This is a genomic window from Pseudomonas baltica (genome assembly GCF_031880315.1).
Taxonomy (GTDB): domain Bacteria; phylum Pseudomonadota; class Gammaproteobacteria; order Pseudomonadales; family Pseudomonadaceae; genus Aquipseudomonas.
Map to the genome: position 1 here is coordinate 5,432,731 of NZ_CP134771.1, position 25,445 is coordinate 5,458,175.

General features: G+C 60.7%; 25 protein-coding genes and 1 tRNA gene. 12 read left to right on the plus strand and 14 right to left on the minus strand.

The window, feature by feature from the left end; all coding sequences use genetic code 11:
* Positions 1 to 31 precede the first annotated feature (31 nt).
* From hflD to cspD, 4 genes are all read right to left on the minus strand, one after another.
* Entirely contained in the window at positions 32 to 652 is a 621-nt protein-coding gene (hflD, locus tag REH34_RS24650; protein WP_226506012.1) for a high frequency lysogenization protein HflD, read from the minus strand.
* Positions 649 to 1,803, minus strand: a complete 1,155-nt coding sequence (gene mnmA / locus REH34_RS24655) for a tRNA 2-thiouridine(34) synthase MnmA (protein ID WP_311969478.1) — start codon at positions 1,801 to 1,803, stop codon at positions 649 to 651. Before mnmA ends, hflD begins: the two co-directional genes overlap by 4 nt.
* A gap of 165 nt (positions 1,804 to 1,968) precedes the next feature.
* Entirely contained in the window at positions 1,969 to 4,200 is a 2,232-nt protein-coding gene (locus REH34_RS24660) for an NADP-dependent isocitrate dehydrogenase (protein WP_311969479.1), read from the minus strand.
* A 429-nt stretch (positions 4,201 to 4,629) separates the two neighbouring features.
* Positions 4,630 to 4,887: a cold shock domain-containing protein CspD gene (cspD, locus tag REH34_RS24665; RefSeq protein WP_226506015.1), complete on the minus strand. Its 258-nt coding sequence runs from the start codon at positions 4,885 to 4,887 to the stop codon at positions 4,630 to 4,632.
* 226 nt (positions 4,888 to 5,113) lie between these two features.
* Between cspD and clpS the strand changes: the two genes are divergently transcribed.
* Together clpS and clpA are read left to right on the plus strand one after the other, a co-directional pair.
* Positions 5,114 to 5,476, plus strand: a complete 363-nt coding sequence (gene clpS / locus REH34_RS24670; protein ID WP_226506016.1) for an ATP-dependent Clp protease adapter ClpS — start codon at positions 5,114 to 5,116, stop codon at positions 5,474 to 5,476.
* Positions 5,477 to 5,506: 30 nt separating this feature from the next.
* On the plus strand, positions 5,507 to 7,777 hold the full coding sequence (gene clpA, locus REH34_RS24675) for an ATP-dependent Clp protease ATP-binding subunit ClpA (RefSeq protein WP_226506017.1): 2,271 nt from the start codon (positions 5,507 to 5,509) through the stop codon (positions 7,775 to 7,777).
* A 147-nt stretch (positions 7,778 to 7,924) separates the two neighbouring features.
* Here the strand turns inward: clpA and infA are convergent, their stop codons facing one another.
* The 3 genes from infA to aat form a co-directional block, all read right to left on the minus strand.
* Entirely contained in the window at positions 7,925 to 8,143 is a 219-nt protein-coding gene (gene infA, locus REH34_RS24680) for a translation initiation factor IF-1 (protein WP_002553999.1), read from the minus strand.
* Between the two features lie 112 nt (positions 8,144 to 8,255).
* A complete protein-coding gene (locus tag REH34_RS24685; RefSeq protein ID WP_311969480.1) occupies positions 8,256 to 8,963 on the minus strand; it encodes an arginyltransferase in 708 nt (235 codons plus the stop codon).
* A gap of 72 nt (positions 8,964 to 9,035) precedes the next feature.
* Positions 9,036 to 9,716 (minus strand): leucyl/phenylalanyl-tRNA--protein transferase, encoded by a 681-nt coding sequence (gene aat / locus REH34_RS24690; protein ID WP_311969481.1) that lies wholly within the window; start codon positions 9,714 to 9,716, stop codon positions 9,036 to 9,038.
* A gap of 436 nt (positions 9,717 to 10,152) precedes the next feature.
* Between aat and REH34_RS24695 the strand changes: the two genes are divergently transcribed.
* The 6 genes from REH34_RS24695 (at position 10,153) to cysG (ending at position 17,726) form a co-directional block, all read left to right on the plus strand.
* On the plus strand, positions 10,153 to 12,618 hold the full coding sequence (locus tag REH34_RS24695; protein WP_409373173.1) for a DNA translocase FtsK: 2,466 nt from the start codon (positions 10,153 to 10,155) through the stop codon (positions 12,616 to 12,618).
* Positions 12,619 to 12,691: 73 nt separating this feature from the next.
* On the plus strand, positions 12,692 to 13,315 hold the full coding sequence (gene lolA, locus REH34_RS24700) for an outer membrane lipoprotein chaperone LolA (protein ID WP_226506021.1): 624 nt from the start codon (positions 12,692 to 12,694) through the stop codon (positions 13,313 to 13,315).
* An 11-nt stretch (positions 13,316 to 13,326) separates the two neighbouring features.
* A complete protein-coding gene (locus tag REH34_RS24705; protein ID WP_311969482.1) occupies positions 13,327 to 14,652 on the plus strand; it encodes a replication-associated recombination protein A in 1,326 nt (441 codons plus the stop codon).
* Complete coding sequence (crcB, locus tag REH34_RS24710; protein ID WP_311969483.1) at positions 14,649 to 15,023, plus strand: fluoride efflux transporter CrcB; 375 nt, start codon at positions 14,649 to 14,651, stop codon at positions 15,021 to 15,023. Before REH34_RS24705 ends, crcB begins: the two co-directional genes overlap by 4 nt.
* Positions 15,024 to 15,050: 27 nt before the next feature.
* Entirely contained in the window at positions 15,051 to 16,331 is a 1,281-nt protein-coding gene (serS, locus tag REH34_RS24715) for a serine--tRNA ligase (RefSeq protein ID WP_311969484.1), read from the plus strand.
* Positions 16,332 to 17,726 carry a siroheme synthase CysG gene (gene cysG / locus REH34_RS24720; RefSeq protein ID WP_311969485.1) on the plus strand — a complete coding sequence of 465 codons (1,395 nt, stop codon included), beginning with the start codon at positions 16,332 to 16,334 and terminating at the stop codon, positions 17,724 to 17,726.
* Positions 17,727 to 17,864: 138 nt separating this feature from the next.
* On the opposite strand, the gene REH34_RS24725 is transcribed toward cysG, so the two are convergent.
* The 7 genes from REH34_RS24725 to REH34_RS24755 all read right to left on the minus strand — a co-directional run bounded on the left by REH34_RS24725 (position 17,865) and on the right by REH34_RS24755 (position 22,201).
* On the minus strand, positions 17,865 to 18,872 hold the full coding sequence (locus REH34_RS24725) for a glutathione S-transferase family protein (RefSeq protein WP_311969486.1): 1,008 nt from the start codon (positions 18,870 to 18,872) through the stop codon (positions 17,865 to 17,867).
* Between the two features lie 167 nt (positions 18,873 to 19,039).
* Positions 19,040 to 20,035, minus strand: coding sequence for a glycosyl transferase family protein (locus tag REH34_RS24730; RefSeq protein ID WP_311969487.1), 996 nt, complete (start codon positions 20,033 to 20,035; stop codon positions 19,040 to 19,042).
* Positions 20,032 to 20,367, minus strand: a complete 336-nt coding sequence (locus REH34_RS24735; RefSeq protein WP_226506028.1) for a TusE/DsrC/DsvC family sulfur relay protein — start codon at positions 20,365 to 20,367, stop codon at positions 20,032 to 20,034. Before REH34_RS24735 ends, REH34_RS24730 begins: the two co-directional genes overlap by 4 nt.
* Positions 20,364 to 20,663, minus strand: a complete 300-nt coding sequence (gene tusB, locus REH34_RS24740) for a sulfurtransferase complex subunit TusB (protein WP_311969488.1) — start codon at positions 20,661 to 20,663, stop codon at positions 20,364 to 20,366. Before tusB ends, REH34_RS24735 begins: the two co-directional genes overlap by 4 nt.
* Positions 20,663 to 21,022, minus strand: a complete 360-nt coding sequence (gene tusC, locus REH34_RS24745; protein ID WP_311969489.1) for a sulfurtransferase complex subunit TusC — start codon at positions 21,020 to 21,022, stop codon at positions 20,663 to 20,665. The genes tusB and tusC overlap by 1 nt, the downstream gene beginning before the upstream one ends.
* Before the next feature lies 1 nt (position 21,023).
* Positions 21,024 to 21,416 carry a sulfurtransferase complex subunit TusD gene (gene tusD, locus REH34_RS24750; protein ID WP_226506031.1) on the minus strand — a complete coding sequence of 131 codons (393 nt, stop codon included), beginning with the start codon at positions 21,414 to 21,416 and terminating at the stop codon, positions 21,024 to 21,026.
* A 113-nt stretch (positions 21,417 to 21,529) separates the two neighbouring features.
* Positions 21,530 to 22,201, minus strand: a complete 672-nt coding sequence (locus REH34_RS24755; protein WP_226506032.1) for a Bax inhibitor-1/YccA family protein — start codon at positions 22,199 to 22,201, stop codon at positions 21,530 to 21,532.
* A 219-nt stretch (positions 22,202 to 22,420) separates the two neighbouring features.
* Here REH34_RS24755 and REH34_RS24760 point away from each other — a divergent pair.
* From REH34_RS24760 to REH34_RS24775, 4 genes are all read left to right on the plus strand, one after another.
* Positions 22,421 to 22,511 (plus strand) — tRNA-Ser (locus REH34_RS24760).
* Between the two features lie 501 nt (positions 22,512 to 23,012).
* Positions 23,013 to 23,240: a hypothetical protein gene (locus tag REH34_RS24765; RefSeq protein WP_311969490.1), complete on the plus strand. Its 228-nt coding sequence runs from the start codon at positions 23,013 to 23,015 to the stop codon at positions 23,238 to 23,240.
* Positions 23,241 to 23,507: 267 nt separating this feature from the next.
* A complete protein-coding gene (locus REH34_RS24770; protein ID WP_311969491.1) occupies positions 23,508 to 24,158 on the plus strand; it encodes a DUF1275 family protein in 651 nt (216 codons plus the stop codon).
* Between the two features lie 33 nt (positions 24,159 to 24,191).
* Positions 24,192 to 25,445 (plus strand): Gfo/Idh/MocA family oxidoreductase, encoded by a 1,254-nt coding sequence (locus REH34_RS24775; RefSeq protein WP_311969492.1) that lies wholly within the window; start codon positions 24,192 to 24,194, stop codon positions 25,443 to 25,445.

Consider the following 25,445-nt stretch of genomic DNA (forward strand, 5'->3'; position numbering starts at 1 on the left):
CTAGTGGAGTCTCTGCCGGAGCGGCGAGCCTTCAACCACGCAACATCGGGTACAGCTCGCGCAACAGCTTGCGCCGGCTGATCACCAGTTGCCAGCGGTGGCCGCCGAGCTGTCGCCACAGGCGTGCACAGCGGATGCCGGCCAGCAGCAAGGCGCGGATTTTCGAGGCGTTACTCGGCTGCTGCAAGTGGCGCATATCGCCCTGCACCTGAATGCGCTGGCGCAGGGTGCTGAGCGTGTCCTGATACAGCGCGCCACTGGCAGCGATGACATTCTCGTGGACCAGGCCGAAATGCTCTACCTGATTCTGAATCTGTGGCAGGCGTTTGCCGATGACGGCCAGCATGTCGTCGCGTTTGCCCAGTTGGCGTTCCAGGCCGAGCATCGACAGGGCATAGCGCAGCGGTTCGCGCTGCAGGCTGTTGGGGTCGCGCTCCAGAGCGCTGGCCAGCGCGCGATAGCCGTCGCGCAGGTACAGGTCGTTGCCGCCGAACACATCCAGGGTGTCCTTGGGGTCGATCACCATCAGGCTACCGAGCATGCAGCGCAGGTCGCCTTCGCCGATCTGACCGGTCTTGGCGATACGATCGACCAGCACGGCGGCCTGGAACACGGCGCCCAAGGCAGTGAGTTGTTCCTGGGCCTGGGTCATGAACGGGCTTCCCCGGTCTGATTTTCTCGGACATGGCTGTCGCGGGCATACCAAGGTTCTGCCACTTCGATCACGCCCCCGCCCAGGCACACTTCACCGTCGTAGAACACCACGGACTGACCTGGGGTGACGGCGCGTTGCGGTTCGTCGAACACCGCGCGATAGCCTTGGCTGGTCTGTTCCAGCGTGCAGGCCTGGTCACCCTGGCGATAGCGGACCTTGGCGGTCAGGCGCCGCGGCTGGGCCAGGTCGATCGGGTTGACCCAGAAGATTTCCGACGCCAGCAGGGCACGCGAGAACAGCCACGGGTGTTCATTGCCCTGACCGACGATCAGTTCGTTGTGCTCCAGGTCCTTGACCAGCACGTACCACGGATCGTCGCCGGCATCTTTAAGGCCGCCGATGCCCAGGCCCTGACGCTGGCCGATGGTGTGGTACATCAGGCCTGCATGGCGGCCGATCACTTCGCCGCGGGTGGTCTTTATTTCACCCGGTTGCGCGGGCAGGTACTGCTTGAGGAAGTCGGTAAAGCGGCGCTCGCCGATAAAGCAGATGCCGGTGGAGTCCTTTTTCTTCGCGGTGGCCAGCCCGTGCTTCTCGGCAATGGCCCGTACTTCAGGCTTTTCCAGCTCGCCGACCGGGAATAGGGTGCGGGCAATCTGCTCGCCGCCGACGGCATGCAGGAAATAGCTCTGGTCCTTGTTCGGGTCCAGGCCCTTGAGCAGCTCGGTGCGGCCGTCGAGGTCGCGGCGGCGCACGTAATGGCCGGTGGCGATCAGGTCGGCACCCAAGGTCAGGGCGTAGTCGAGAAACGCCTTGAACTTGATTTCGCGGTTGCAGAGGATGTCCGGATTGGGGGTGCGGCCGGCCTTGTACTCTTCCAGGAAGTGTTCGAAGACGTGGTCCCAATACTCGGCAGCGAAGTTGGCCGTGTGCAGCTTGATGCCGATACGATCGCACACGGCCTGCGCGTCGGCGAGGTCTTCGCGGGCGGTGCAGTATTCGGTGCCGTCGTCTTCTTCCCAGTTCTTCATGAACAGGCCCTCGACCTGATAGCCCTGCTCCATGAGCAGAACGGCAGAAACGGAAGAGTCGACGCCGCCGGACATGCCGACGATCACGCGCTGGGTTGCTGGGGCTGAGTCGCGCATAGGTATGAGCTGTGTGTCTGCGAAAAGGGGGCGATTCTAGCAGGGTGAGGGCCGCATGGCCAAAAATGTGGGGGATTTGTGCTGTTGCTACTGGCCGAGAAGAGGGACAGCCAGAACACAAAACCCCGGCACGCTGGCCGGGGTTCTGGATATTGCTTTAAAGCATTACGACGCCAGCGAATCGATCGCGGCGTTGAGCGTAGCGCTCGGGCGCATGGCCTGGCGAGTCAGCTCGGGGTTGGTGCGGTAGTAGCCTTGAATGTCCACTGGTTTGCCTTGCACGCTGTTCAATTCGGTGACGATTTTCGCCTCGTTGTCGGACAGGGTCTTGGCCACGACGCTGAATTGCTTTTGCAGTTCGGCGTCGTCGGTCTGGGCTGCCAGGGCTTGTGCCCAGTACAGCGCCAGGTAGAAGTGGCTGCCGCGATTGTCGATGTTGCCGACCTTGCGCGATGGCGACTTGTTGTTGTCGAGGAACTGGCCAGTCGCCTGGTCCAGAGTCTTGGCCAATACCAGCGCCTTGCTGTTGTTGTAGGTCGTGCCCAAGTGTTCCAGGGAGGCTGCCAGGGCGAGGAACTCACCCAGCGAATCCCAGCGCAGGAAGTTTTCTTCGACCAGTTGCTGTACGTGCTTGGGTGCCGAGCCGCCCGCGCCGGTTTCGAACAGACCACCGCCGTTCATCAGCGGTACGATCGACAGCATTTTGGCCGAAGTGCCCAGTTCCATGATCGGGAACAGGTCGGTCAGGTAGTCGCGCAGCACGTTGCCGGTCACCGAAATGGTGTCCTTGCCGGCACGGATGCGCTCCAGCGACAGGGCCATGGCATCGACCGGCGCGAGGATGCGGATGTCCAGGCCGGAAGTGTCGTGGTCCTTGAGGTAGGTTTCGACTTTCTTGATGACCTGCGCATCGTGAGCGCGAGCCGGGTCGAGCCAGAACACCGCCGGGGTGTTGGAGGCGCGAGCGCGGTTGACGGCCAGCTTGACCCAGTCCTGGATCGGCGCGTCCTTGACCTGGCACATGCGCCAGATGTCGCCCGCTTCGACCTTTTGTTCCATCAGCACGGTGCCGGAGGTGTCGGTCACGCGAACGGTGCCGGTGGATTCGACCTGGAAGGTCTTGTCGTGAGAGCCGTACTCTTCAGCTTTTTGCGCCATCAGGCCGACGTTCGGTACGGTGCCCATGGTGGTGGGGTCGAAGGCGCCGTGCTTTTTGCAGTCTTCGAGGACGGCTTGATAGATAGTCGCGTAGCAACGATCCGGGATCAGTGCCTTGGTGTCCTGCAGCTGGCCTTCGGTGTTCCACATCTTGCCGGAATCACGAATCATGGCCGGCATCGAGGCGTCGACGATAACGTCGCTCGGCACGTGCAGGTTGGTGATGCCTTTGTCTGAGTTGACCATGGCCAGGGCAGGGCGTGTAGCGTAGACGGCCTTGATGTCGGCTTCGATCTCGTCCTGCTGGGCTTGCGGCAGCGCCTTGATGCGCGAGTACAGGTCACCGATGCCGTTATTCAGGTTGAAGCCGATCTGCTTGAGCACGGCTTCGTGCTTGGCGAGGGCGTCCTTGTAGTATTCCGCGACGATCTGACCGAACAGAATCGGGTCGGAGACCTTCATCATGGTCGCCTTCAGATGGATCGACAGCAGCACGCCAAGCTTCTTGGCGTCTTCGATCTCGGCGGCGACGAATGCACGCAATGCCTTTTTGCTGATCGTCGAGCTGTCGATGATTTCGCCGGCCTTGACCGCGGTCTTTTCCTTCAGCACGGTGGTCGTGCCGTCCTGAGCGACCAGTTCGATCTTGACGCTACCGGCTTCCTTGATCAGGACCGATTTTTCGCTGCCGTAGAAGTCACCTTCGCTCATGTGTGCGACATGGGACTTCGAATCGCTGCTCCAGGCGCCCATCTTGTGCGGGTGCTTGCGCGCGTAGTTCTTGACCGACAGCGGCGCACGACGATCGGAGTTGCCTTCGCGCAGTACCGGGTTCACGGCGCTGCCCTTGATCTTGTCGTAGCGCAGCTTGGCTTCCTTGTCGGCGTCGGTGGCCGGCACCTCGGGATAGTCGGGGATGTCGAAGCCCTGATCCTGCAGCTCTTTGATCGCGCCCTTGAGTTGGGGGACCGAAGCGCTGATGTTCGGCAGCTTGATGATGTTGGCTTCCGGGGTGTTGGCCAGTTCGCCCAGTTCGGCGAGATGGTCACCAACGCGCTGTTCGGCGGTCAGTTTTTCCGGGAAGTTGGAGAGGATGCGGCCGGCAAGGGAAATATCCCGGGTCTCGACGGCGATGTCAGCGAACGCAGTGTAGGCCTCGATGATCGGCAGCAGGGAATAGGTGGCGAGTGCGGGAGCTTCGTCGGTGAAGGTGTAGATGATCTTCGAACGGGTGGGCATATTCGGATTAACTCTCTTCTTTGCTGAGCATGCACAGAACCTCGAGATGCGCAGGGTAGGCGCTTTCGGTCCACGGGCAACAATGAGCCGAAAGTCGAGGATTCATCGCGTTGATGTTTTTTGCATCAGTTGAGCGTCAAGCGGTCGAGCTGAGTTTGACAGCCCGGCCTGGTGGGGCCTGGAGGCTTGCTTGTGAAGGCAGCTTCGATGGCCCACGACCTTGGTGACTCGCTGGTCACTGCGGCATTATACCACTGGTCAGTGGCAGAAATGCGAAGCTTGCTTGCAGTCCTTTCGTCTAAACTTTTACCGCCGCTATTGTCACTGCCCGAGCACTTATCGAGGGGCGAACGAAAGCTCGTCGGCAGCTCAATCATCACAATTGAGCTGCCGACGAGCGGTCGACCGTTGGTCCGGAAAGCTAGCGGATCAAGCGGAAACGGCAGGTTGAGCCAAAGCAGTCACTGGAGCAGCCACGTCTTGCGTCACACTGGCGATTGCCACCGCGTGCAAGCCTTTAGGCCCCTGAATGATCTCAAATTTTACCGGCTGCCCTGCCTTGAGTGTCTTGTAGCCATCCATCGTGATGGCCGAATAATGGGCGAAGAGGTCTTCCGTCTTGCCGTCTTCATTGATGAAGCCGTAGCCCTTGGCATTGTTGAACCACTTGACTTTACCACTTGCCATGCTCATATCCCTCTGCAAAGGACCCCAGGTCTGGAGTATCATCCCCGTTCACCGCACCGTCGAAAAAATTTTAATTGACTGTGCGGACCTTTATTCCCCAATGTGGGTTCTATTGGTTGTAACACCGTTTTGCCGATAGTCAAGGTCATGCGACAGCCGAGTATCCGATCGGACACAACGTCAACCCCACAACCCTATTCGCACAACGATGATGAACCTTCATTCCATGCATTCAGTCAACCAGATTCGACTAACCTTCAATCAGGACCGCCCGTCCACGCAGGAGGACGACGCTTCGGGCGTGGCTGTACAGGATTCCAAGCCTGCACTGCAGGCCCCACCGATGTACAAGGTGGTTTTGTTCAATGATGATTACACTCCGATGGATTTCGTGGTCGAAGTGCTAGAGGTGTTTTTCAACCTGAATCGTGAGTTGGCAACCAAGGTCATGCTGGCGGTCCATACAGAGGGACGTGCCGTCTGTGGTCTTTTCACCCGCGACATCGCCGAAACCAAGGCAACGCAGGTGAATCAGTACGCCAGGGAAAGCCAGCATCCGCTACTCTGTGAAATCGAGAAGGACGGTTAATCGCCGACCACTTGGGTATGAGGTGAAGCTATGTTAAACCGCGAGCTCGAAGTCACCCTCAATCTAGCCTTCAAGGAGGCGCGCTCGAAGCGTCATGAGTTCATGACCGTCGAGCATCTCCTGCTGGCGTTGTTGGATAACGAGGCAGCCTCCACTGTATTGCGCGCCTGTGGCGCGAACCTCGACAAACTCAAGCATGATCTGCAGGAGTTCATCGATTCCACTACTCCTCTGATTCCCGTTCACGACGAAGACCGCGAAACGCAGCCGACCCTGGGATTCCAGCGCGTATTGCAGCGCGCGGTATTCCACGTGCAGAGCTCGGGCAAGCGTGAAGTCACCGGCGCCAACGTGCTGGTGGCGATTTTCAGCGAACAGGAAAGCCAGGCCGTCTTTCTGCTCAAGCAGCAAAGCGTGGCCCGTATCGATGTGGTCAACTACATTGCCCATGGTATCTCCAAGGTTCCGGGCCACGGCGACAACAGTGATTCGGAGCAAGAGATGCAAGACGAAGAGGGTGGTGAGTCTTCCGCATCCAGCAATCCGCTGGATGCCTACGCCAGCAACCTCAACGAACTTGCTCGCCAGGGTCGTATCGATCCGTTGGTCGGACGCGAGAATGAAGTCGAGCGCGTTGCGCAGATTCTCGCTCGTCGGCGCAAGAACAACCCGCTGCTGGTCGGTGAGGCCGGTGTCGGCAAGACCGCCATCGCCGAGGGACTGGCCAAGCGCATCGTCGACAATCAGGTCCCTGATCTGCTTGCCAACAGCGTGGTCTATTCCCTGGACCTCGGGGCACTGCTGGCCGGCACCAAGTACCGCGGCGATTTCGAGAAGCGCTTCAAGGCGCTGCTTGGCGAGCTGAAAAAACGTCCCCAGGCGATCCTGTTCATCGACGAAATCCACACCATCATCGGTGCGGGCGCAGCGTCGGGTGGGGTCATGGATGCGTCCAACCTGCTCAAGCCGTTGCTGTCGTCCGGTGATATTCGTTGCATCGGCTCGACCACCTTCCAGGAATTTCGCGGGATTTTCGAAAAAGACCGCGCCTTGGCGCGGCGTTTCCAGAAAGTCGATGTCAGCGAGCCTTCGGTGGAAGACACCATCGGCATTCTGCGCGGCCTCAAAGGGCGTTTCGAGGCTCACCACAGTATCGAGTACAGCGACGAAGCGTTGCGCGCCGCCGCTGAACTGGCGTCTCGCTATATCAACGATCGGCACATGCCAGACAAGGCCATCGATGTAATCGATGAAGCGGGCGCCTATCAGCGTCTGCAGCCTGTCGAAAATCGGGTCAAGCGCATCGAAGTGCCGCAAGTGGAAGACATCGTCGCGAAAATTGCGCGGATTCCGCCAAAGCACGTCACCAGTTCCGACAAGGAGCTGCTGCGCAATCTGGAACGCGATCTCAAGCTCACGGTGTTTGGTCAGGACGCGGCGATCGATTCGCTGTCGACGGCCATCAAGTTGTCCCGTGCCGGCCTCAAGTCGCCCGACAAGCCAGTGGGTTCGTTCCTGTTCGCAGGCCCCACCGGTGTCGGCAAGACCGAAGCTGCTCGTCAGTTGGCCAAGGCCATGGGTATCGAGCTGGTGCGGTTCGACATGTCCGAGTACATGGAGCGTCACACCGTGTCGCGTCTGATCGGTGCGCCGCCGGGCTATGTCGGTTTCGATCAGGGCGGTCTGCTCACCGAAGCCATCACCAAGCAACCTCACTGCGTATTGCTGCTCGATGAGATCGAGAAGGCCCATCCGGAAGTCTTCAACCTGCTGTTGCAGGTGATGGATCACGGGACCCTGACCGACAACAACGGCCGCAAGGCGGATTTCCGCAACGTGATTCTGATCATGACCACCAACGCCGGTGCTGAAACCGCAGCTCGGGCCTCGATCGGGTTTACCCATCAGGACCACTCCAGCGATGCCATGGAAGTGATCAAGAAGAGCTTCACGCCGGAGTTCCGCAACCGCCTGGACACGATCATCCAGTTCGGTCGCCTCAGCCACGAAGTCATCAAGAGCGTGGTGGACAAGTTCCTTACGGAGCTGCAGGCGCAACTGGAAGACAAGCGTGTACTGCTGGAGGTGACGGAAGCCGCCCGTGGCTGGTTGGCGTCCGGAGGCTACGACGTACAGATGGGTGCGCGGCCGATGGCGCGTTTGATCCAGGACAAGATCAAGCGTCCGCTGGCCGAGGAAATCCTGTTTGGCGAATTGGCCGATCACGGCGGGGTGGTGCATATCGACGTGAAGGACGGCGAAATCACGTTCGACTACGAGACCACTGCCGAACTGGCCTGACCGGCATCCCCAAGGTCGCGGGCCCTGCCCGCGAAGCCCTGAAAAGCTTCGCGGGTAGAGCCTGCTTCCACAGGGAATAGTCGTAAATTCCAAACAGCGCCCACACAAAAACGCCCGGCATCAGCCGGGCGTTTTCGTTGGGGTCACTTAGCGAGCGCGGTAAGTGATACGCCCCTTGCTCAGGTCATAAGGCGTCAGTTCGACGCGAACCTTGTCGCCAGTGAGGATTCGGATGTAGTTCTTGCGCATCTTTCCGGAGATGTGCGCAGTTACGACGTGCCCATTTTCCAACTCCACGCGAAACATGGTGTTGGGCAGGGTGTCGACGACAGTGCCTTCCATTTCGAAGCTGTCTTCTTTCGACATGCAGTAAAGCCCTCGGTGTCCAGTTAATGGCCCGGTGCAACTGCGCCAGGCAAAAGCGGCGTGCATTGTGCCCGAAAAAGGGTCGGCAAGCAAAGGGGCTTATTTTAAATGGCTAGTTGAGCGCAACCCAGCGCTGATTGATCAGCAATTCGATAGGGCGATACTGGGTCTTGTAGTTCATCTTTTTGCAGTTCTTGATCCAGTAACCCAAGTACACGGCGTCCAGTTCCTGACGCAATGCTTCGCCGATCTGCCAGAGGATGGCGTATCGACCTAGGCTGCGGCGCTCTTCGTCGGGATCGTAGAAGGTGTACACCGCCGACAGGCCGTTAGGTAGCAAGTCGGTCACCGCAATCGCCAGCAGGCGACCCTCAAGGCGGAATTCGTAAAAGCGCAAGAAGGGCAGATCGCGCACCAGGAAGGTGGAGAACTGATCGCGGCTGGGCGGGTACATGTCGCCATCGGCGTGGCGTTGTTCGATGTAGCGTTGGTAGAGGTCGAAATATTCCTCGGTATAGCGCGGCGTGGTGCTGAACACCTCGATATCGGCATTGCGTTTGAGAATGCGTTTTTGCTGACGATTGGGCACAAAGCCCACCGCCGGGATGCGTGCCGGCACGCAGGCGTTGCAGCGTTGGCAATGAGGGCGGTACAGGTGATCGCCGCTGCGCCGGAAACCCATCTCCGAGAGGTCGGCGTACACGTTGACGTCCATCGGCTGGCTGGGGTCGAGGAACAGCGTGGTGGCCTGTTCATCGGGCAGGTAGCTGCAGGAGTGGGGCTGAGTGGCATAGAACTTCAAGCGCGCCAGCTCGGTCATGATCAACCCTCGGAGTAAAACCTTTTCACAAGTGTAAGCCAGCGTCGAACAACTCGCCTAGCAAAGCTGGCCTCAAGACTGCCAATCGGTGGTATCAGGCTGGTCAAGATGTCGGCTCAGAAACGCCGCGAATTCCTGGCGCGCTATGGAGCGGGCGCCCAGGCTCATCAGGTGATCGGTCGGCATCTGGCAGTCGATCAGTACCACGCCTCCGGCCTGCAGGCGCTCTACGAGGCTGGCAAAGCCTATCTTGGAGGCGTTGTCGGCCCGGCTGAACATCGACTCGCCAAAAAACAGCTGGCCCATGGCGAGGCCGTACAGGCCGCCTACCAGGCTGCCCTGGTCCCAGACCTCCACGGAATGGGCGAAGCCGCGACGGTGCAGCTCCAGATAGGCCGCCTGCATGTTGTCGGTGATCCAGGTGCCGTCGGCATAGGCGCGGGGGCCGGCGCAGGCGTGAATGACGGCGGCGAAATCCCGATCGAAGGTGACCTGGTAGCGGCCTTGGCGCATCAGCTTGCGCAGGCTGCGTGATACGTGGAGTTCGGCAGGGAAGAGCACCGTGCGCGGATCGGGCGACCACCAGAGAATGGGCTGGCCATCCTGATACCAGGGAAAACAGCCATGCCGGTAGGCCTGGATCAGCCTGTCGGCGCTCAGGTCGCCGCCGGCCGCGAGCAGGCCGTTGGGTTCGCGCAGGGCTTTGTCCAGGGGTGGGAAGATCAGTTCGTCGCGTTTGAGCCAGGTCAGCATGCCGTCTACAACGTGAAGAGGGGAGGGCGGTGCCGGTGTCTGCACCGATGAGTGGCGACCAGTATCCTAGCAAGGTTGGTGGGCGTCGAGAACTTCCATGGGGGTGACAGGGTCCTACGGCTGCGCCGTTTATGGTGTGGGGCATTTGCCCGGGAATTTGTAGGAAAGGTCTGGTCTGATGCCCTTTCATGAAACCCTTGCATAAGCCTTTGTCATGTAAGGGAATGCATGCTCAAATTGAATTCGTCGGCACAGTCATCGCCGACGACCGTCGCCCGCCCTCCATTGGCGTGGCAACGGGACGCCAAACCCGTACAATATGGCCTTTGCAGGCAGTACACTGAGCAGGCGTCACCTTTTTTCGACCGGCTGGCTCAGCCGGTTTCGTCAAGTCATCTATCGTTGGGCGCGCCCATCGCGCAGGAAAAGACGCGTTTTGAAGAAATCCACCGCTACTCCCAATCCCGTTCCCCTCTGGCGCCAGCAGATCCACTACCGGCTCAAGGAGGGTGCATTGATCGCCATGGGCGCGTTGTGCCTGTACCTGTGGATGGCCTTGCTTACCTACGACAAGGACGATCCAGGCTGGACCCACACCAGCAATGTCTCGCAGGTGGCCAATGCCGCCGGCCGCGCTGGCGCCTACGCCGCCGACATCCTGTTCATGGTGCTGGGCTACTTTGCCTACATTTTCCCCCTGCTGCTGGCGGTCAAGACCTGGCAGATATTCCGCGAGCGCCACCAGCCGTGGCAGTGGAGCGGCTGGCTGTTTTCCTGGCGGTTGATCGGCCTGGTGTTCCTGGTGCTGTCCGGCGCGGCGCTGGCGCATATCCATTTCCATATGGCGCCAAGCCTGGCGGGGTCAGCCGGCGGCGCGTTGGGTGAAAGCCTCGGTGACCTGGCCCGCAACGCCCTGAATATCCAGGGCAGCACGCTGTTGTTCATCGCGCTGTTCCTGTTCGGCCTGACGGTGTTCACCGACCTGTCGTGGTTCAAGGTGATGGACGTCACCGGCAAGATCACCCTGGACCTGTTCGAACTGTTCAGCGGCGCCGCCAGCCGCTGGTGGGCGGCACGCAGCGAGCGCAAGCAACTGGTGGCCAAGCTGCGCGAAGTCGACGCTCCCGCTCCCAGCGTCGCACCGCGCAATGCTGAACCACGCATGGAATCGCGCCCTGTCGCCGTGCCCAAGGCCCCGCGCTTCAAGTCCGCGCCGGTCGAAGTGCAAGAGCCGATCGTTGCCGAACGCGTGGTGCGCCCGGCCGTGCCGATTCGCCCGCTCAGCGAGAACAACCACAACGCGCCGGTGATCATGCCATCCGAGGCGATGGCCCGGCCCGCGGAGCAAAGCAAGCGCGTGCAGAAGGAAAAGCAGGTGCCGCTGTTCGTCGACAGCGCTGTCGCCGGTACCTTGCCGCCGATTTCGATCCTCGACCCGGCCGAGAAGAAGAAGGTCAACTATTCCGCCGAGTCGCTCGCAGGCGTCGGCCAGCTGCTGGAGCTCAAGCTCAAGGAATTCGGGGTCGAGGTCACGGTTGATTCGATCCATCCGGGTCCGGTCATCACCCGTTACGAAATCCAGCCGGCTGCTGGCGTCAAGGTCAGCCGTATCGCCAACCTGGCCAAGGACCTGGCGCGCTCGCTGGCAGTGATGAGCGTGCGTGTGGTCGAGGTGATCCCCGGCAAGACTACCGTCGGTATCGAGATCCCCAATGAAGACCGGCAGATCGTGCGGTTTTCGGAAGTATTGTCTTCGCCGGAATACGACGAAGCCAAATCCCCTGTCACCATGGCCCTGGGTCACGATATCGGCGGCAAGCCGGTGATCGTCGACCTGGCCAAGATGCCGCACCTGTTGGTGGCGGGTACCACCGGTTCCGGTAAGTCGGTGGGGGTCAACGCCATGATCCTGTCGATCCTGTTCAAATCCGGCCCGGAAGACGCCAAGCTGATCATGATCGACCCGAAAATGCTCGAACTGTCGATCTACGAGGGCATTCCGCACCTGCTGTGTCCAGTGGTCACGGACATGAAGGACGCGGCCAACGCATTGCGCTGGAGCGTTGCCGAGATGGAACGCCGCTACAAGCTGATGGCGGCCATGGGCGTGCGCAACCTCGCGGGCTTCAACCGCAAGGTCAAGGATGCCGAGGAAGAAGGCACACCGCTGTCCGATCCGTTGTACAAGCGCGAAAGCATGGAAGATGTGGCACCGCTGCTGAAAACCCTCCCGACCATCGTGGTGGTGGTCGACGAATTCGCCGACATGATGATGATCGTCGGCAAAAAGGTCGAAGAACTCATCGCCCGTATCGCGCAAAAGGCCCGGGCCGCCGGTATCCACCTGATCCTCGCCACTCAGCGGCCGTCGGTGGACGTGATCACCGGTTTGATCAAGGCCAACATTCCGACGCGCATGGCGTTCCAGGTGTCGAGCAAGATCGACTCGCGGACCATCATCGACCAAGGCGGCGCCGAACAACTGCTGGGCCACGGTGACATGCTCTACATGCCGCCCGGCACCAGCCTGCCGATCCGCGTCCACGGCGCGTTTGTCTCCGACGAAGAGGTACACCGTGTCGTCGAGGCCTGGAAACTGCGCGGCGTCCCGGACTACAACGAGGACATCCTCGCTGGCGTCGAAGAGCCCGGCAGCGGTTTCGACGGTGGCAGCAGTGGCGGGGGCGATGGCGACGAAGAGAATGACGCGCTCTATGACGAGGCCGTGAACTTCGTGCTTGAGAGCCGTCGCGCTTCTATCTCCGCCGTGCAGCGCAAGCTCAAGATCGGTTACAACCGCGCCGCGCGCATGATTGAAACCATGGAAAACGCCGGGGTGGTCACGCCGATGAACACCAACGGCTCGCGCGAAGTCATTGCCCCAGGGCCGATGCGCGATTGATTAGGTAGTCGCCGATGTGCCAGGCGGCGCGTCGGCTTTGATTTTTTTAGTGTCATGTCTAACGAGGATTCCCATGCGCCTGATTCGCATGCTGTTGGTTTCTGCACTGGCCCTGTCCACCTTGCCGGCCCATGCCGGTGACAAGGACGTGGCAAGCTTGACGAAGTTGCTCGAAACGTCCCAGACCCTGCAAGCAAACTTCTCGCAGTTGACGCTGGACGGCGGCGGCACGCAGTTGCAAGAGACTGCCGGGCAGATGGTGCTGCAGCGTCCGGGCCTGTTCTATTGGCACACCAATGCTCCTAACGAGCAAACGATGGTCTCCGATGGCAAGAAGGTCTCTCTGTATGACCCTGACCTGCAGCAGGTCACCATCAAGACCCTCGATCAGCGCCTGACCCAGACCCCGGCCTTGCTGCTCTCCGGCGATATCTCCAAGATCAACCAGAGCTTCGATATCACCTCCAAGGAGTCCGGCAACATTATTGATTTCACCCTCAAGCCGAAGACCAAGGACACCCTGTTCGACTCCCTGCGGCTGTCCTTTCGTAGCGGCTTGATCAACGACATGCAGCTGATCGACAGCGTCGGTCAGCGCACCAACATCCTCTTCACCGGGGTCAAGGCCAACGAGAAGGTGGATGCAAGCAAGTTCACCTTTGTCCCGCCCAAGGGTACCGACGTCATTCAGGAGTAAGTGGTTCGCCCATGGACCTGTTTCGCAGCGATCCCATCGCCCAGCCACTGGCCGCACGCCTGCGCGCCAGCAACCTCGACGAGTACGTCGGGCAGGAACACGTGTTGGCGCGCGGCAAGCCCCTGCGCGAGGCGCTGGAGCAGGGCGCTCTGCATTCGATGATCTTCTGGGGCCCGCCGGGGGTCGGTAAAACCACCTTGGCGCGGCTACTGGCCAAGGTTTCGGATGCACATTTCGAAACCGTCTCGGCAGTGCTGGCCGGGGTCAAGGAAATCCGCCAGGCCGTCGAGGTGGCCAAGCAGCAGGCCGGTCAATACGGCAAGCGCACTATCCTGTTCGTCGACGAAGTACACCGTTTCAACAAGTCGCAACAAGACGCCTTCCTGCCTTATGTCGAGGACGGCACGCTCATCTTTATCGGCGCCACCACCGAAAACCCCTCGTTCGAGCTCAATAACGCCTTGCTCTCGCGGGCGCGGGTGTATGTGCTCAAAAGTCTCGACGAAGCCGCCATGCGCAAGCTGGTCGACCGCGCGCTCACCGAGGAGCGCGGCCTGGGCAAGCATCATTTCACCCTGGGCGACGAGGCCTTTCGTATCCTCATGGCGGCGGCCGACGGTGATGGCCGGCGCCTGCTCAATCTGCTCGAAAACGCCTCGGACCTTGCCGATGACGACAGCGAAATCGGCGTCGAGCTGTTGCAAAGTCTGCTGGGCGACACACGGCGACGCTTCGACAAGGGTGGCGAGGCGTTTTACGACCAGATCTCGGCGCTGCACAAATCTGTGCGCGGCTCCAATCCGGACGGCGCGCTGTACTGGTTCGCACGCATGATCGACGGCGGCTGCGACCCGTTGTACATCGCTCGGCGCGTGGTGCGCATGGCCAGCGAAGACATCGGCAACGCCGACCCGCGTGCCTTGCCGCTGTGCTTGGCGGCGTGGGATGTGCAGGAGCGCCTCGGCAGCCCGGAAGGCGAGTTGGCCGTGGCTCAGGCGATCATCTACCTGGCCAGCGCGCCGAAGAGCAACGCGGTGTACATGGGCTTCAAGACCGCCATGCGCGAGGCGGCCGAATTCGGTTCGCTGGAAGTGCCACTGCACCTGCGCAACGCACCGACCAAGCTGATGAAACAACTCGGCTATGGCGAGGAATATCGTTACGCGCATGATGAACCTGACGCCTATGCGGCCGGCGAAGACTACTTCCCCGACGCCTTGCAGCCGCGTCCCTATTACCAGCCAGTGCCCCGCGGTCTTGAGCTCAAGATCGGGGAAAAACTACGGCATCTGGCCCAACTCGACCAGAACAGCCCTCGGAGGCGAAGAAAAGAGTGATTCCAACGATCATAGCGGTTACTTTTGGCGGTATCGTTGGCACACTGTTGCGCTTCGCCACCGGCACGATTGTCAGTGCACACTGGCCGCGTTACTTCTATGCCGGTACGCTGGCGGTCAATATCGTCGGGTGCCTGTTGATCGGCTACCTGTATGGCCTGTTCCTGATTCGCCCGGAGATCCCGGTGGAAGTGCGCTCGGGCTTGATCGTCGGCTTCATCGGCGGGCTGACCACGTTTTCGTCATTTTCCCTGGACACCGTACGCCTGCTCGAGGGCGGCCAGGCCCTGACCGCCATCGGCTACTGCGCCATCAGCGTATTCGGCGGCCTGTTTGCGACCTGGGCTGGCCTGGCCCTGACCAAAATCTGAACCAATACTGATAAACGAGAGAACGACATGCTCGATTCCAAACTGTTACGTAGCCAACTTCAGGACGTAGCGGACCGCCTGGCTTCCCGTGGCTACACCCTGGATGTGGCCCGCCTCGAAGCCCTGGAAAACCAGCGCAAGGTGGTGCAGACCCGCACCGAACAATTGCAGGCCGAGCGTAATGCCCGTTCCAAGTCCATCGGCCAGGCCAAGGCCCGCGGTGAAGACATCGCGCCGCTGATGGCCGATGTCGAGCGCATGGGCAGCGAGCTGACCAGCGCCAAGCTTGAACTCGATGGCCTGCAGGTCGAGCTGGACGATATCTTGCTGGGTCTGCCCAACTTGCCGCACGAGTCCGTACCTGTGGGTGCCGACGAAGATGGCAACGTCGAAGTGCGTCGCTGGGGTTCGCCGACCGTGTTCGACTTCCCGATTCAGGATCACGTCGCTCTGGGCGAGAAATTCGGCTGGCTGGATTTCGAAACCGCCGCCAAGCTGTCCGGTGCCCGTTTCGCCCTGTTGCGCGGGCCGATCGCGCGTCTGCATCGCGCGCTGGCGCAGTTCATGATCAACCTGCACGTCGCCGAACACGGCTACGAAGAGGCTTATACCCCGTATCTGGTGCAGGCGCCTGCGTTGCAGGGCACGGGCCAACTGCCGAAGTTCGAAGAGGACCTGTTCAAGATCAGCCGCGAAGGCGAAGCCGATCTGTACCTGATCCCGACGGCTGAAGTGTCGCTGACCAACATTGTGGCCGGCGAGATTCTCGATGCCAGCCAGCTACCGCTCAAGCTCGTCGCGCACACGCCGTGTTTTCGCAGCGAAGCGGGTGCTTCGGGGCGTGACACGCGCGGCCTGATCCGCCAGCACCAGTTCGACAAGGTCGAGATGGTCCAGGTGGTCGAACCGTCGAAATCCATGGAAGCCCTCGAAAGCCTGACCGCCAACGCCGAGCGTATCCTGCAGGCGCTGGAACTGCCGTATCGCGTACTGGCGCTGTGCACCGGCGACATGGGCTTCAGTGCGGTGAAAACCTATGACCTCGAAGTCTGGGTACCGAGCCAGGACAAGTACCGCGAGATTTCCTCGTGCTCCAACACCGGTGACTTCCAGGCGCGGCGCATGCAGGCGCGCTGGCGCAATCCCGAAACGGGCAAGCCGGAACTGGTGCACACTCTCAACGGTTCGGGGCTGGCAGTAGGGCGCACGTTGGTCGCGGTGCTGGAAAACTATCAGCAGGCCGACGGCACCATCCGCATTCCGCAAGTGCTCAAGCCTTATATGGCAGGCCTTGAGGTCATCGGCTAAATGGAGTTTCTGCCGCTGTTTCACAAGCTGCAAGGCAGCCATGTACTGGTGGTCGGCGGCGGCGAGATCGCCTTGCGCAAATCGCGGTTGCTGGTGGATGCGGGGGCGCTGATCCGTGTGGTCGCGCCAGAGGTCGAACATCAATTGCAGGCAATGGTCGACGGTAGCGGTGGCGAGGTACGGCGCCGTGGTTATGCCGAGGCGGATCTTGACGGTTGCCAGCTGGTTATCGCCGCGACTGACGATCAGGCGCTTAACGCTCAAGTGTCAGCCGATGCCAAGCGCCGCTGCGTGCCGGTCAATGTGGTCGACGCGCCAGCGCTTTGCAGTGTGATCTTCCCGGCCATCGTCGATCGTTCGCCCTTGGTGGTCGCGGTGTCCAGTGGCGGCGATGCGCCGGTCCTGGCGCGGCTGATCCGCGCCAAGCTGGAGACCTGGATTCCTTCCACCTACGGTGAACTGGCCGGCCTGGCCGCGCGCTTTCGCAGCCGGGTCAAGCAGCTCTATCCGGATGTGACCCAGCGTCGGGCGTTCTGGGAGGAGGTCTTCCAGGGCCCGATTGCCGATCGCCAGCTGGCTGGGCAAGGCGCCGAGGCCGAACGCCTGTTGGAGGCCAAGGTCAACGGTGCACCGCCCCATGCGCCGGGGGAAGTGTATCTGGTGGGTGCAGGCCCGGGTGATCCGGACCTGCTGACCTTCAAGGCACTGCGCTTGATGCAACAGGCTGATGTGGTGCTTTACGATCGGTTGGTCGCTCCGGCGATTCTAGACCTGTGTCGCCGCGACGCCGAGCGGATCTATGTCGGCAAGCGCCGCGCCGATCATGCCTTGCCACAGGAGCAGATCAACAAACAGTTGGTGGACCTGGCCAAACAAGGTAAGCGCGTGCTGCGCTTGAAGGGCGGGGACCCCTTCATTTTCGGGCGCGGCGGTGAGGAGATCGAAGAACTGGCGGCCCATGGCATTCCCTTTCAGGTGGTGCCGGGTATCACGGCGGCCAGTGGTTGCTCGGCCTATGCCGGGATTCCGCTGACCCACCGCGATTATGCCCAGTCGGTGCGCTTCGTGACCGGCCACTTGAAGAACAATACCAGCGACCTGCCTTGGCCGGATCTGGTCGCGCCCGCGCAAACGGTGGTGTTCTACATGGGCCTGATCGGCTTGCCTATCATTTGCGAGCAGATGATCAAGCACGGGCGCAGTGCCGATACCCCGGCGGCGTTGATTCAGCAGGGCACGACGGTCAGTCAGCGGGTGTTCACCGGGACCTTGGCGGACTTGCCGCGCCTGGTGGCGGAGCATGAAGTTCATGCGCCGACATTGGTGATCGTGGGTGAGGTGGTGATGTTGCGGGACAAGCTGAAGTGGTTTGAGGGCGCGCAGGCTAGCGTCTAGGCGAGTATCTGTGGCGTTTGATCTACTGTCTTCGCCGCCGAACGCGCAGCCTTGCTCCTACAGTGATCTGAAATCGTGGATCTGTGGGAGCGAGGCCTGCCCGCAAAGCGGCCATCCCAGGCCGCCAAATCTCCAGATTCAAACCCCGGCCTTGTGCCACACACCGCGGCCCGTCAATCGCTGGCGATCATGCTCCACGGTGAAATCCTGTAGCGGCCCCTTGGGCACGATCCCGGTGGGGTTGATGGTCTTGTGGCTGCCGTAGTAATGATGCTGGATATGGTAGATATCCACCGTCTGCGCAATCCCAGACCATTGATACAGCTCCCTCAGCCAATTCGACAGATTCGGGTAATCGGCAATTCGCCGCAAATTGCATTTGAAGTGCCCATAGTAGACGGCATCGAAGCGAATCATTGTGGTGAACAGGCGGATATCCGCTTCCGTCAGGTATTCGCCAACCAGGTAGCGCCTTTCGCCCAACAGCGTTTCCAGCTGGTCCAGCTCGGCAAACAGCTCGTCGAAAGCCTTTTCATATGCCCCCTGGGACGTCGCGAAGCCGGCACGATAGACGCCGTTGTTCACGGCGGGGTAGATACGCTCGTTAAGGGCATCGATGGTTGGTCGATGCGGCTCGGGGTAAAAATCCAGGCGATTGCCCGTCAGGTCATCGAATGCGCTATTGAACATGCGGATGATCTCCGCCGATTCGTTACTGACGATGCGTTTGAGCTGCTTGTCCCATAGCACCGGCACCGTGACGCGGCCGGTGTAGCCTGGAGTCTCCGAGGTGTAACGCTGATACATGAACGTCAGGCTATCCAGGGCATCGCCTGTAGAACCGTTGTCGGTATCGAAGGTCCAGCCGTTTTCGCCCATGAACCAGCTGACCACCGAGACATCGACCAGCGAATCGAGGCCTTTGAGTGTCCGCATGATCAGCGTTCGGTGAGCCCAAGGGCAGGCCAGCGAGACATATAGGTGATAGCGACCGGCTTCGGCCGCAAAGCCGCCTTCACCGGTGGGACCCGGACGCCCGTCGCGGGTCACCCAGTTGCGCCGCTGTGCGGCCTCGCGCTGAAAAGCGCCGTCCTTGCTGCTTTCGTACCACTGGTCGTGCCAGCGCCCCTCGATCAGCAAGCCCATCACCGTCTCCTTCAACTTGGTATGTTCGCGTTGGAGACCAGTCTAAAGGTAATGGTTCGATAGAAAGGCGCAAATGATGACCTGCCATTATCGGTATCTTCGATGCGAATCCTTTAGTGAGGGGCTCGCCCCCGATTGATCGATGGGCCATCGGGCCAGTCGCCTCGCTAAAGAGAACGATTAGCCCAGAAGGTTTGAGCTTTGGCGAATGCGCTATCACGGTCTTCACCCAGCCCCCGCAGCGCCAATGCCATGGTCGAAATCAACGCCATCTGGCCATAGCTGTCCTGGCTTTCACCCCGCCAGAACGCCAGCAAATGTTGTGGCTCCAGCGTCGCGGGCTTGACATGTCGTTGCGCCGACAGCATCGGCCACTCTTCATCCCAGCTTTGCCCGCCGTCAGTGCCATACAAGTGGCTTGGGCTATCGGGATTCACTTCGATCTCGCCACCATCGCCCTTGATCACGATGGCCCTGTCGCCCAGCAGCCCGCTGGCATCGCGGTGCACCACCTGATACCCAGGGTGAAAAATGCTCTGCAACCCGCAGCTTGCACTCAGCGGGTTGAGAATCCGCGCCAGCGAGTGAATCGGCGAGCGCAGCCCCAAGGTGTTGCGCAGGTCGATCATGCGCTGTAGTTGCGGTGCCCAGTCTACCAACGGCATGAACGCCAAGCCCTTGGCGTCCAGCGCGGCACCGGTGGCCTGCCAGTCACGGCAAAGCGGGATGTCCAGCAGCCCCAGCAGTTGCTCGGTGTACAAGCGCCCAGCCGTGTGGGCGCCGCCGCCGTGCATGAAAATCCGTATGCCGTTATTGGCCAGGCATTTGGCTGCCAGCAGGTACCAGGGCAGATGACGCTTCTTGCCGGCATAGGTGGGCCAGTCGATGTCCACTTGCAGCGCCGGCGCGTGCAGGCGTTCACGCAGGGCTTCAGTGAAGCCCGCGAGCTCCTCCGGGCTCTCTTCCTTGTGCCGTAACAGCATCAAGAAGGCGCCGAGCTGCGCTTCTTCGACCTTTTCATCGAGCAGCATGCCCATGGCTTGCCGGGCTTCCTCGCGGGTCAGGCTGCGCGCACCGCGCTTGCCCTTGCCGAGGATGCGCACGAATTGCGCGAACGGGTGTTCGGCCGGGGTTTCGGTGACGAGAGCGATGGGCGTAGTCATATGCAATTGGTCGGCTTGGGCAGGCCCGCCAGCTTGGCGGCGAGTTTGGCGGGAGTACCGTTGAACAGCAGATTGAGGTGCAGGGAGTTGCCCTTTTCCGGGCCCAGCTTGGCAGCGGTGTACTTGATCAGGGGACGAGTGGCAGGGGATAGCTCGAATTCGGTATAGAACTGGCGTAACAGCTCGAGGATCTCCCAGTGCGCCGGGGTCAGATTCAAGCCGGCCTGCACCGCCAGCGCTTCGGCCACGGTCGTGGACCAATCGTTCAGATCTATCAGGTAGCCGTCCTTGTCGAGGGCGATATGTTTATCGCCAATCAGCAGCGTATTCATAGCCAGTTATTGACCTTGTCGAAATCGATAGAGAGTTGCACGAAGCCGGCGTAATCAAGGCGCTGTACCTGCTCGCTGGCGTAGATGGCCCTGGCACTCACATCTTCATCCAGTGCATACAGGCGCCCGCTTTGCGCCACTTCCAGCAGCGGCAGCCATGCGGTACTGCCAGTTTGCAGGGCGTGCACGGCGTCGCCACAGAGCAACAGGCCATCGGTCGCCCCTAATACCTTGAGGCAGCTCTTCAACCGGCCATCGGTGAAAGAGGAGTGGGAAACTACATGCAAGGTCGCCATTAGATCGTCACCACTATGTCGAAGCGGTCAATAAGGGCTTTGATGCCAGCGTCATCCAGCATCTGTGCATCCAGCGCCAGCGCTGTATCACTCAGGCCGCGCTCCGCCAGGCTGCTGGCGCAGACGAACAACTCGTCGACACCGAACATTGGCAGCGCTTGCAAGTTGGCCCCTAGATTTTTTTGCTGCACGGCGGCCGGTTGCTGTGCGGGCAGCAGTTGCAAGGCGCCATCGTCGAGAAACAACATTGCCAACGGCAGGTCGAACGCGCCGCCAGCCAGGGCGATATCCAGCGCTTCACGAGGTCCAGGCCCGGACCAAGGCGCCTGGCGGCTGATGATCAACATCGACTTGGCCATATCATTGTCCTCCAAAGCTGACGAGCCGGTCGGCAAGCTGTGCGGCCTCGTGCAACTGCCCCAGGCCCGAAAGCTCCCACGGCGCGGGCAAATTGACTGCAGTGCGACCGTAGCGCTGGGCTTCTTCGGTATTCAGCACGCCGCGACGCAGCGCGGCGGCGATGCACACCACCGCATCAAGGCCATTGTCGGTCACGAACTGCCGCCACAGCGCTGGTACATCCAGTTCATCCTGAGGTGTGACGACGTTGCTGGAGGCGCTGTGCACACCGTCCTGATAAAAAAACAGCCGGGTAATCTCATGCCCTCCCGCCAGTGCCGCTTGGGCGAACAGCAGGGCGCGGCGCGAGGAGGGCGCATGGGCGGGGGCGAACACGGCAATGGCAAATTTCATCGGTCACTCGATCAGCAAATCTGAGGGAATGATAAAGCCTCATCCACGAAAAAGCCCGCCGAAGCGGGCTTTCTGGTGATCAGCTGCCGTGGCCGAAGCCTTGGCGAGATCCTTTAGTCATCACGACCCATGATGCCGAAGATCTGCAACAGGCTGATGAACAGGTTGTAGATCGAAACATACAGGCTGATAGTCGCCATGATGTAGTTGCGTTCGCCGCCGTGGATGATCGCGCTGGTCTGGAACAGAATGCAGACCGACGAGAACAGCACGAAGCCGGCGCTGATGGCCAATTGCAGGCCGCTGATCTGGAAGAACATGCCCGCAACGGTCGCGCCCAGCAACACGAAGAAACCGGCGGTGATGAAACCGCTGAGGAAGCTCATGTCCTTGCGGCTGATCAGCACATAGGCCGACAGACCACCAAACACCAGGGCGGTCATGGCGAAAGCCGAGCTGACGACTTCCGCGCCGCCGCGCATACCCAGATAGACGTTCAGCACTGGGCCGAGGATGTAGCCCATGAAGCCGGTCAGGGCGAATGCCGAGACCAGGCCCCACGCCGAATCGCGCAGCTTGTTGGTCAGGAAGAACAGACCGTAGAAGCCGATCAAGACGATGAAGATATTAGGACGACCCACATGCATCTGCTGTGCAACGTAGGCCATCACGCCGCTGAAGGCGAGGGTCAGGGCCAGCAGCCCGTAGGTGTTGCGCAGGACGCGGCTAACTTCTAGCTGCTGAACCTGCGAGCTGTTATTAACGGCATAATCCTGTTCGCGCATGGCGAGCTCCTTAAAGGTTGGAACGAGATCGACGCCGTAGCGCCGGGCCGAAACCTGTGTCTGAAATGTTCGGATGCAAAGATCATAACAGAGCGGCGCCAATAGGCCACATTGAGAGTTTGACAGGTTGTTTCATTACGGTATTATGGCGCCCGCAACGCAGCTGGGGCCGTGGCCGAGAGGCTTCCCAGGCAGCCTGCAAGTGTCATCGCAACACTCGGGAAATTGGCAGAGTGGTTGAATGCACCGGTCTTGAAAACCGGCGGACGTTAATAGCGTCTCCAGGGTTCGAATCCCTGGTTTCCCGCCAACATCATCGAAAAAGCCCCGCAAATGCGGGGCTTTTTCGTTTCTAGAGTTTGGTCGTGGCAAAGCGGAAACGGCCAGTCGGTTCCGCATCTTTTCCAATGCGCTCCACAACCCTGCGGCTTCGCCATTCGGCCTGCGCAAGTCGCCAAGGCCAAGCACAGCCCCATCAACGGGCACATCGCCCTCAGCCTACTCGACAATACTGCGACTAACCCCCAAGCGACCTGGAATCCCGGACGGACCATCGAGGTTAAAAAGCGTTCTACAAAGCCATCACCGAGGGCATCCACAACAGCACAGGTGGGATGTCTAGATCAGCCTGATCGACACGAAGCGAGAGGATTGGTCATTTGGCAATGGCGAGACGCAATATGCTCCCCCGAAAGATCCCGCGACCGCGCTCCAGACAGATAAGCGGTAGATAAATTTTCTGAACCGCCTTCCGCTCGACATGACCAACTCTCTGAAACCCCCGATTTATCAGGCCCTCAGAGAGGCTGGCATGCTGATAGCAACGGTTGAACAACAAAAACTGGCCATGCTCGCCATTATCCAGCAATTGTCGACCCAAGGGGTGGACCTGGTTGCCGTCGCCGAGGGCGCCAAGCTGCGTATTTTCGGCAGTCCGGACCTGTTCGAGCTGCCGGCAGAGTACCGGCTGCGTGCAGCATCGGCAGTGGATGAGCTGATAGGTGAAGCCATCAAGGACCCGACCGACAGCGCCAGATGACGGTCGAGCCCGTGTCCTGCCCCACAGATATCACTAAGAGGATCCATCATGGCCGACGAAAAGCCAGAACCGCCCAAGGATGACACCCCAGCCCACTCCACGCCGCAAGAGCGAGAACGGTTGAAGGATTTCAACAAGGACGGTATCCCACCCGGGTCGAGCTGATATTACCCTTCATCCTGCAATCGCAAAATCCGATCGAACCCTTGCGCCAGAGCGTCTGTCGACTTTCCATACGCTCTGGCCACGAACCGCGAGGGATGGAATTTGCACAAGCTTGAGTTGCCCGGCACCGCCATCGCCTGGTCGGTATTGCCCTTGCTGGCCTTGGCCGGCGCCACCGACGCCTTGATGATCCTGCACAGCAAGGAATTGCTCGCGGTTTACATGACCGGCAATTCCACCAAGCTGGGCGATTTTCTGGCGCAGGGCGCATGGTTCAAGGTTGGCGAAATCGCCAGTGTCATCGGTACTTTCGTGTTCGCCACCACTGTTGCAGCGTGGATGGGTGATCGCATCGGTCGAGTGCGTAGCGGCGTACTGCTGCTGTTCGTGGGGGTGTTGCTGGCAATCGCTGCCCCCTTGGCCGCGCAAGCGACGGAGAAATACTCCCTGGCTACCGTCATGGTCATTGCCGCCGCCATGGGCACCCTCAATCAAGTCCGTGCCGACGAGCCGGGCGTCACCTTCGTCACTGGCCTGCTGGTAAAGCTGGGGCGTTGCCTGGCGGCAGGCAAGTTTGGCGGGGCGGCGGATGCCTTCTCGCGCTGGCTGTGCCTGTTGATCGGTGCGCTGCTTGGGACGCTGGTCGACGGCCGTCTCGGCGCCGCGACCCTGTTGCTGCTGGCTGCTCTGGCCGCCCTCGGCGCACTCACCGCGTGGCTGGTTCAGCCCAATGGCCGCCCGCAAGAATCCTGATCTGTGGTTGCCAATCATCTGGAGAATATCCCCATGTCCGACTCGAAGCTCTATCCGTTCGCCGCTCAAGGCCCCGGCACCGCCGATGGCAAACGTCTGCCGGCCTCAGGCCCTGCGAGGCCGGCAACCGAAATCGACCGCGGCGGGGTAAAAGACGGCAAGGTCGAATTCATCAACTGGCGTGGCGAAGCGGACCGGCCGGAACCCGCACCGCCCGCGCCCCTGCCACCCGCAGAAAGAGTCGGGTTCGCCATCGTCGGCCTGGGTCGCCTGGCGCTGGGGCAGATCCTGCCGGCGTTTGCCCAATCGTTGCACGCCAAGCCGGTCGCGTTGGTGTCTGGCAGCCCAGACAAAGCCAAAGCGGTCGCCGCGCAATATGGCATCCGGCAAGAGGCCGTGTATGGCTACGACCAGATCGAAGCGCTGGCCGACAATCCTGAGGTCCAGGCCGTGTACATCGTCACCCCCAACGGGCTGCATCTTGAACAGGTGCAAGCGGCAGCGCGCGCGGGCAAGCATGTGTTGTGCGAGAAGCCCATGGCCAGTACTTCCGAGCAGGCGCGGCAGATGATCAAGGCCTGCGACGCGGCCGGGGTGCGGTTGATGATCGCTTACCGCTGCCAGTACGAGGATTTCAATAGCGCCGCTGCGCAACTGGTGCAGTCGGGTGAGTTGGGGCGCGTGCGGCTGATCGAGGCAACCAACGCCCAGGCCCAGGGCCCCGATGGTCAGTGGCGACTTGACGCCGCCTTGGCTGGCGGCGGCGCGCTGCCGGACATCGGCCTGTATTGCCTCAACGGCGTGCGCACCATGCTCGGTGAAGAACCGATCGAGGTCTATGCGCAAGTGGTCAATCCTCAAGGTGATCCGCGTTATGCCCAGGTCGAGGAAACCATGAGCTTCATGCTGCGTTTTCCCTCTGGCGCCATCGCCAACTGCGCCACCAGCTACGGCGCTCACGAAACCAAGGACATGCGCCTGCGCCTGGAAAAAGGCTGGATCGAAATCGAGAACGCCTTTGCCTACAAAGGCCAGCGTTTGCGGGTGGCTCGACGCAAGGACAGCCTCGAATCCGTCGAAGAGCTGCGAGTAGGGGCGGGTAACCAGTTCAGCCAGGAGATCGACCACTTCGCTCAGTGCCTGCAGACCGGTGAGGCGCCCCGCACCCCTGGCGAAGAGGGGTTGCAGGATCACTTGCTGATGGAAGCGATTTACCAGTCGGTGCGGGAGAATCGACCAATACCGATCGAGTGGGAAAGCAAGCATCGCACCGCAGCACGCTCTTGA

Coding starts and splice junctions, on each gene's coding strand:
- REH34_RS24705 (WP_311969482.1), top strand. CDS start 13,327: ATGGACCTGTTTCGCAGCGATCCCATCGCCCAGCCACTGGCCGCACGC.
- REH34_RS24755 (WP_226506032.1), bottom strand. CDS start 22,201: ATGCGCGAACAGGATTATGCCGTTAATAACAGCTCGCAGGTTCAGCAG.
- REH34_RS24685 (WP_311969480.1), bottom strand. CDS start 8,963: ATGACCGAGCTGGCGCGCTTGAAGTTCTATGCCACTCAGCCCCACTCC.
- REH34_RS24660 (WP_311969479.1), bottom strand. CDS start 4,200: ATGCCCACCCGTTCGAAGATCATCTACACCTTCACCGACGAAGCTCCC.
- tusB (WP_311969488.1), bottom strand. CDS start 20,663: ATGGCGACCTTGCATGTAGTTTCCCACTCCTCTTTCACCGATGGCCGG.
- aat (WP_311969481.1), bottom strand. CDS start 9,716: ATGCTGACCTGGCTCAAACGCGACGAACTGATCTTCCCACCCCTGGAC.
- REH34_RS24775 (WP_311969492.1), top strand. CDS start 24,192: ATGTCCGACTCGAAGCTCTATCCGTTCGCCGCTCAAGGCCCCGGCACC.
- clpA (WP_226506017.1), top strand. CDS start 5,507: ATGTTAAACCGCGAGCTCGAAGTCACCCTCAATCTAGCCTTCAAGGAG.
- cysG (WP_311969485.1), top strand. CDS start 16,332: ATGGAGTTTCTGCCGCTGTTTCACAAGCTGCAAGGCAGCCATGTACTG.
- serS (WP_311969484.1), top strand. CDS start 15,051: ATGCTCGATTCCAAACTGTTACGTAGCCAACTTCAGGACGTAGCGGAC.
- tusC (WP_311969489.1), bottom strand. CDS start 21,022: ATGGCCAAGTCGATGTTGATCATCAGCCGCCAGGCGCCTTGGTCCGGG.
- REH34_RS24725 (WP_311969486.1), bottom strand. CDS start 18,872: ATGGGCTTGCTGATCGAGGGGCGCTGGCACGACCAGTGGTACGAAAGC.
- lolA (WP_226506021.1), top strand. CDS start 12,692: ATGCGCCTGATTCGCATGCTGTTGGTTTCTGCACTGGCCCTGTCCACC.
- REH34_RS24735 (WP_226506028.1), bottom strand. CDS start 20,367: ATGAATACGCTGCTGATTGGCGATAAACATATCGCCCTCGACAAGGAC.
- REH34_RS24765 (WP_311969490.1), top strand. CDS start 23,013: ATGCTGATAGCAACGGTTGAACAACAAAAACTGGCCATGCTCGCCATT.
- REH34_RS24730 (WP_311969487.1), bottom strand. CDS start 20,035: ATGACTACGCCCATCGCTCTCGTCACCGAAACCCCGGCCGAACACCCG.
- tusD (WP_226506031.1), bottom strand. CDS start 21,416: ATGAAATTTGCCATTGCCGTGTTCGCCCCCGCCCATGCGCCCTCCTCG.
- hflD (WP_226506012.1), bottom strand. CDS start 652: ATGACCCAGGCCCAGGAACAACTCACTGCCTTGGGCGCCGTGTTCCAG.
- mnmA (WP_311969478.1), bottom strand. CDS start 1,803: ATGCGCGACTCAGCCCCAGCAACCCAGCGCGTGATCGTCGGCATGTCC.
- cspD (WP_226506015.1), bottom strand. CDS start 4,887: ATGGCAAGTGGTAAAGTCAAGTGGTTCAACAATGCCAAGGGCTACGGC.
- clpS (WP_226506016.1), top strand. CDS start 5,114: ATGCATTCAGTCAACCAGATTCGACTAACCTTCAATCAGGACCGCCCG.
- infA (WP_002553999.1), bottom strand. CDS start 8,143: ATGTCGAAAGAAGACAGCTTCGAAATGGAAGGCACTGTCGTCGACACC.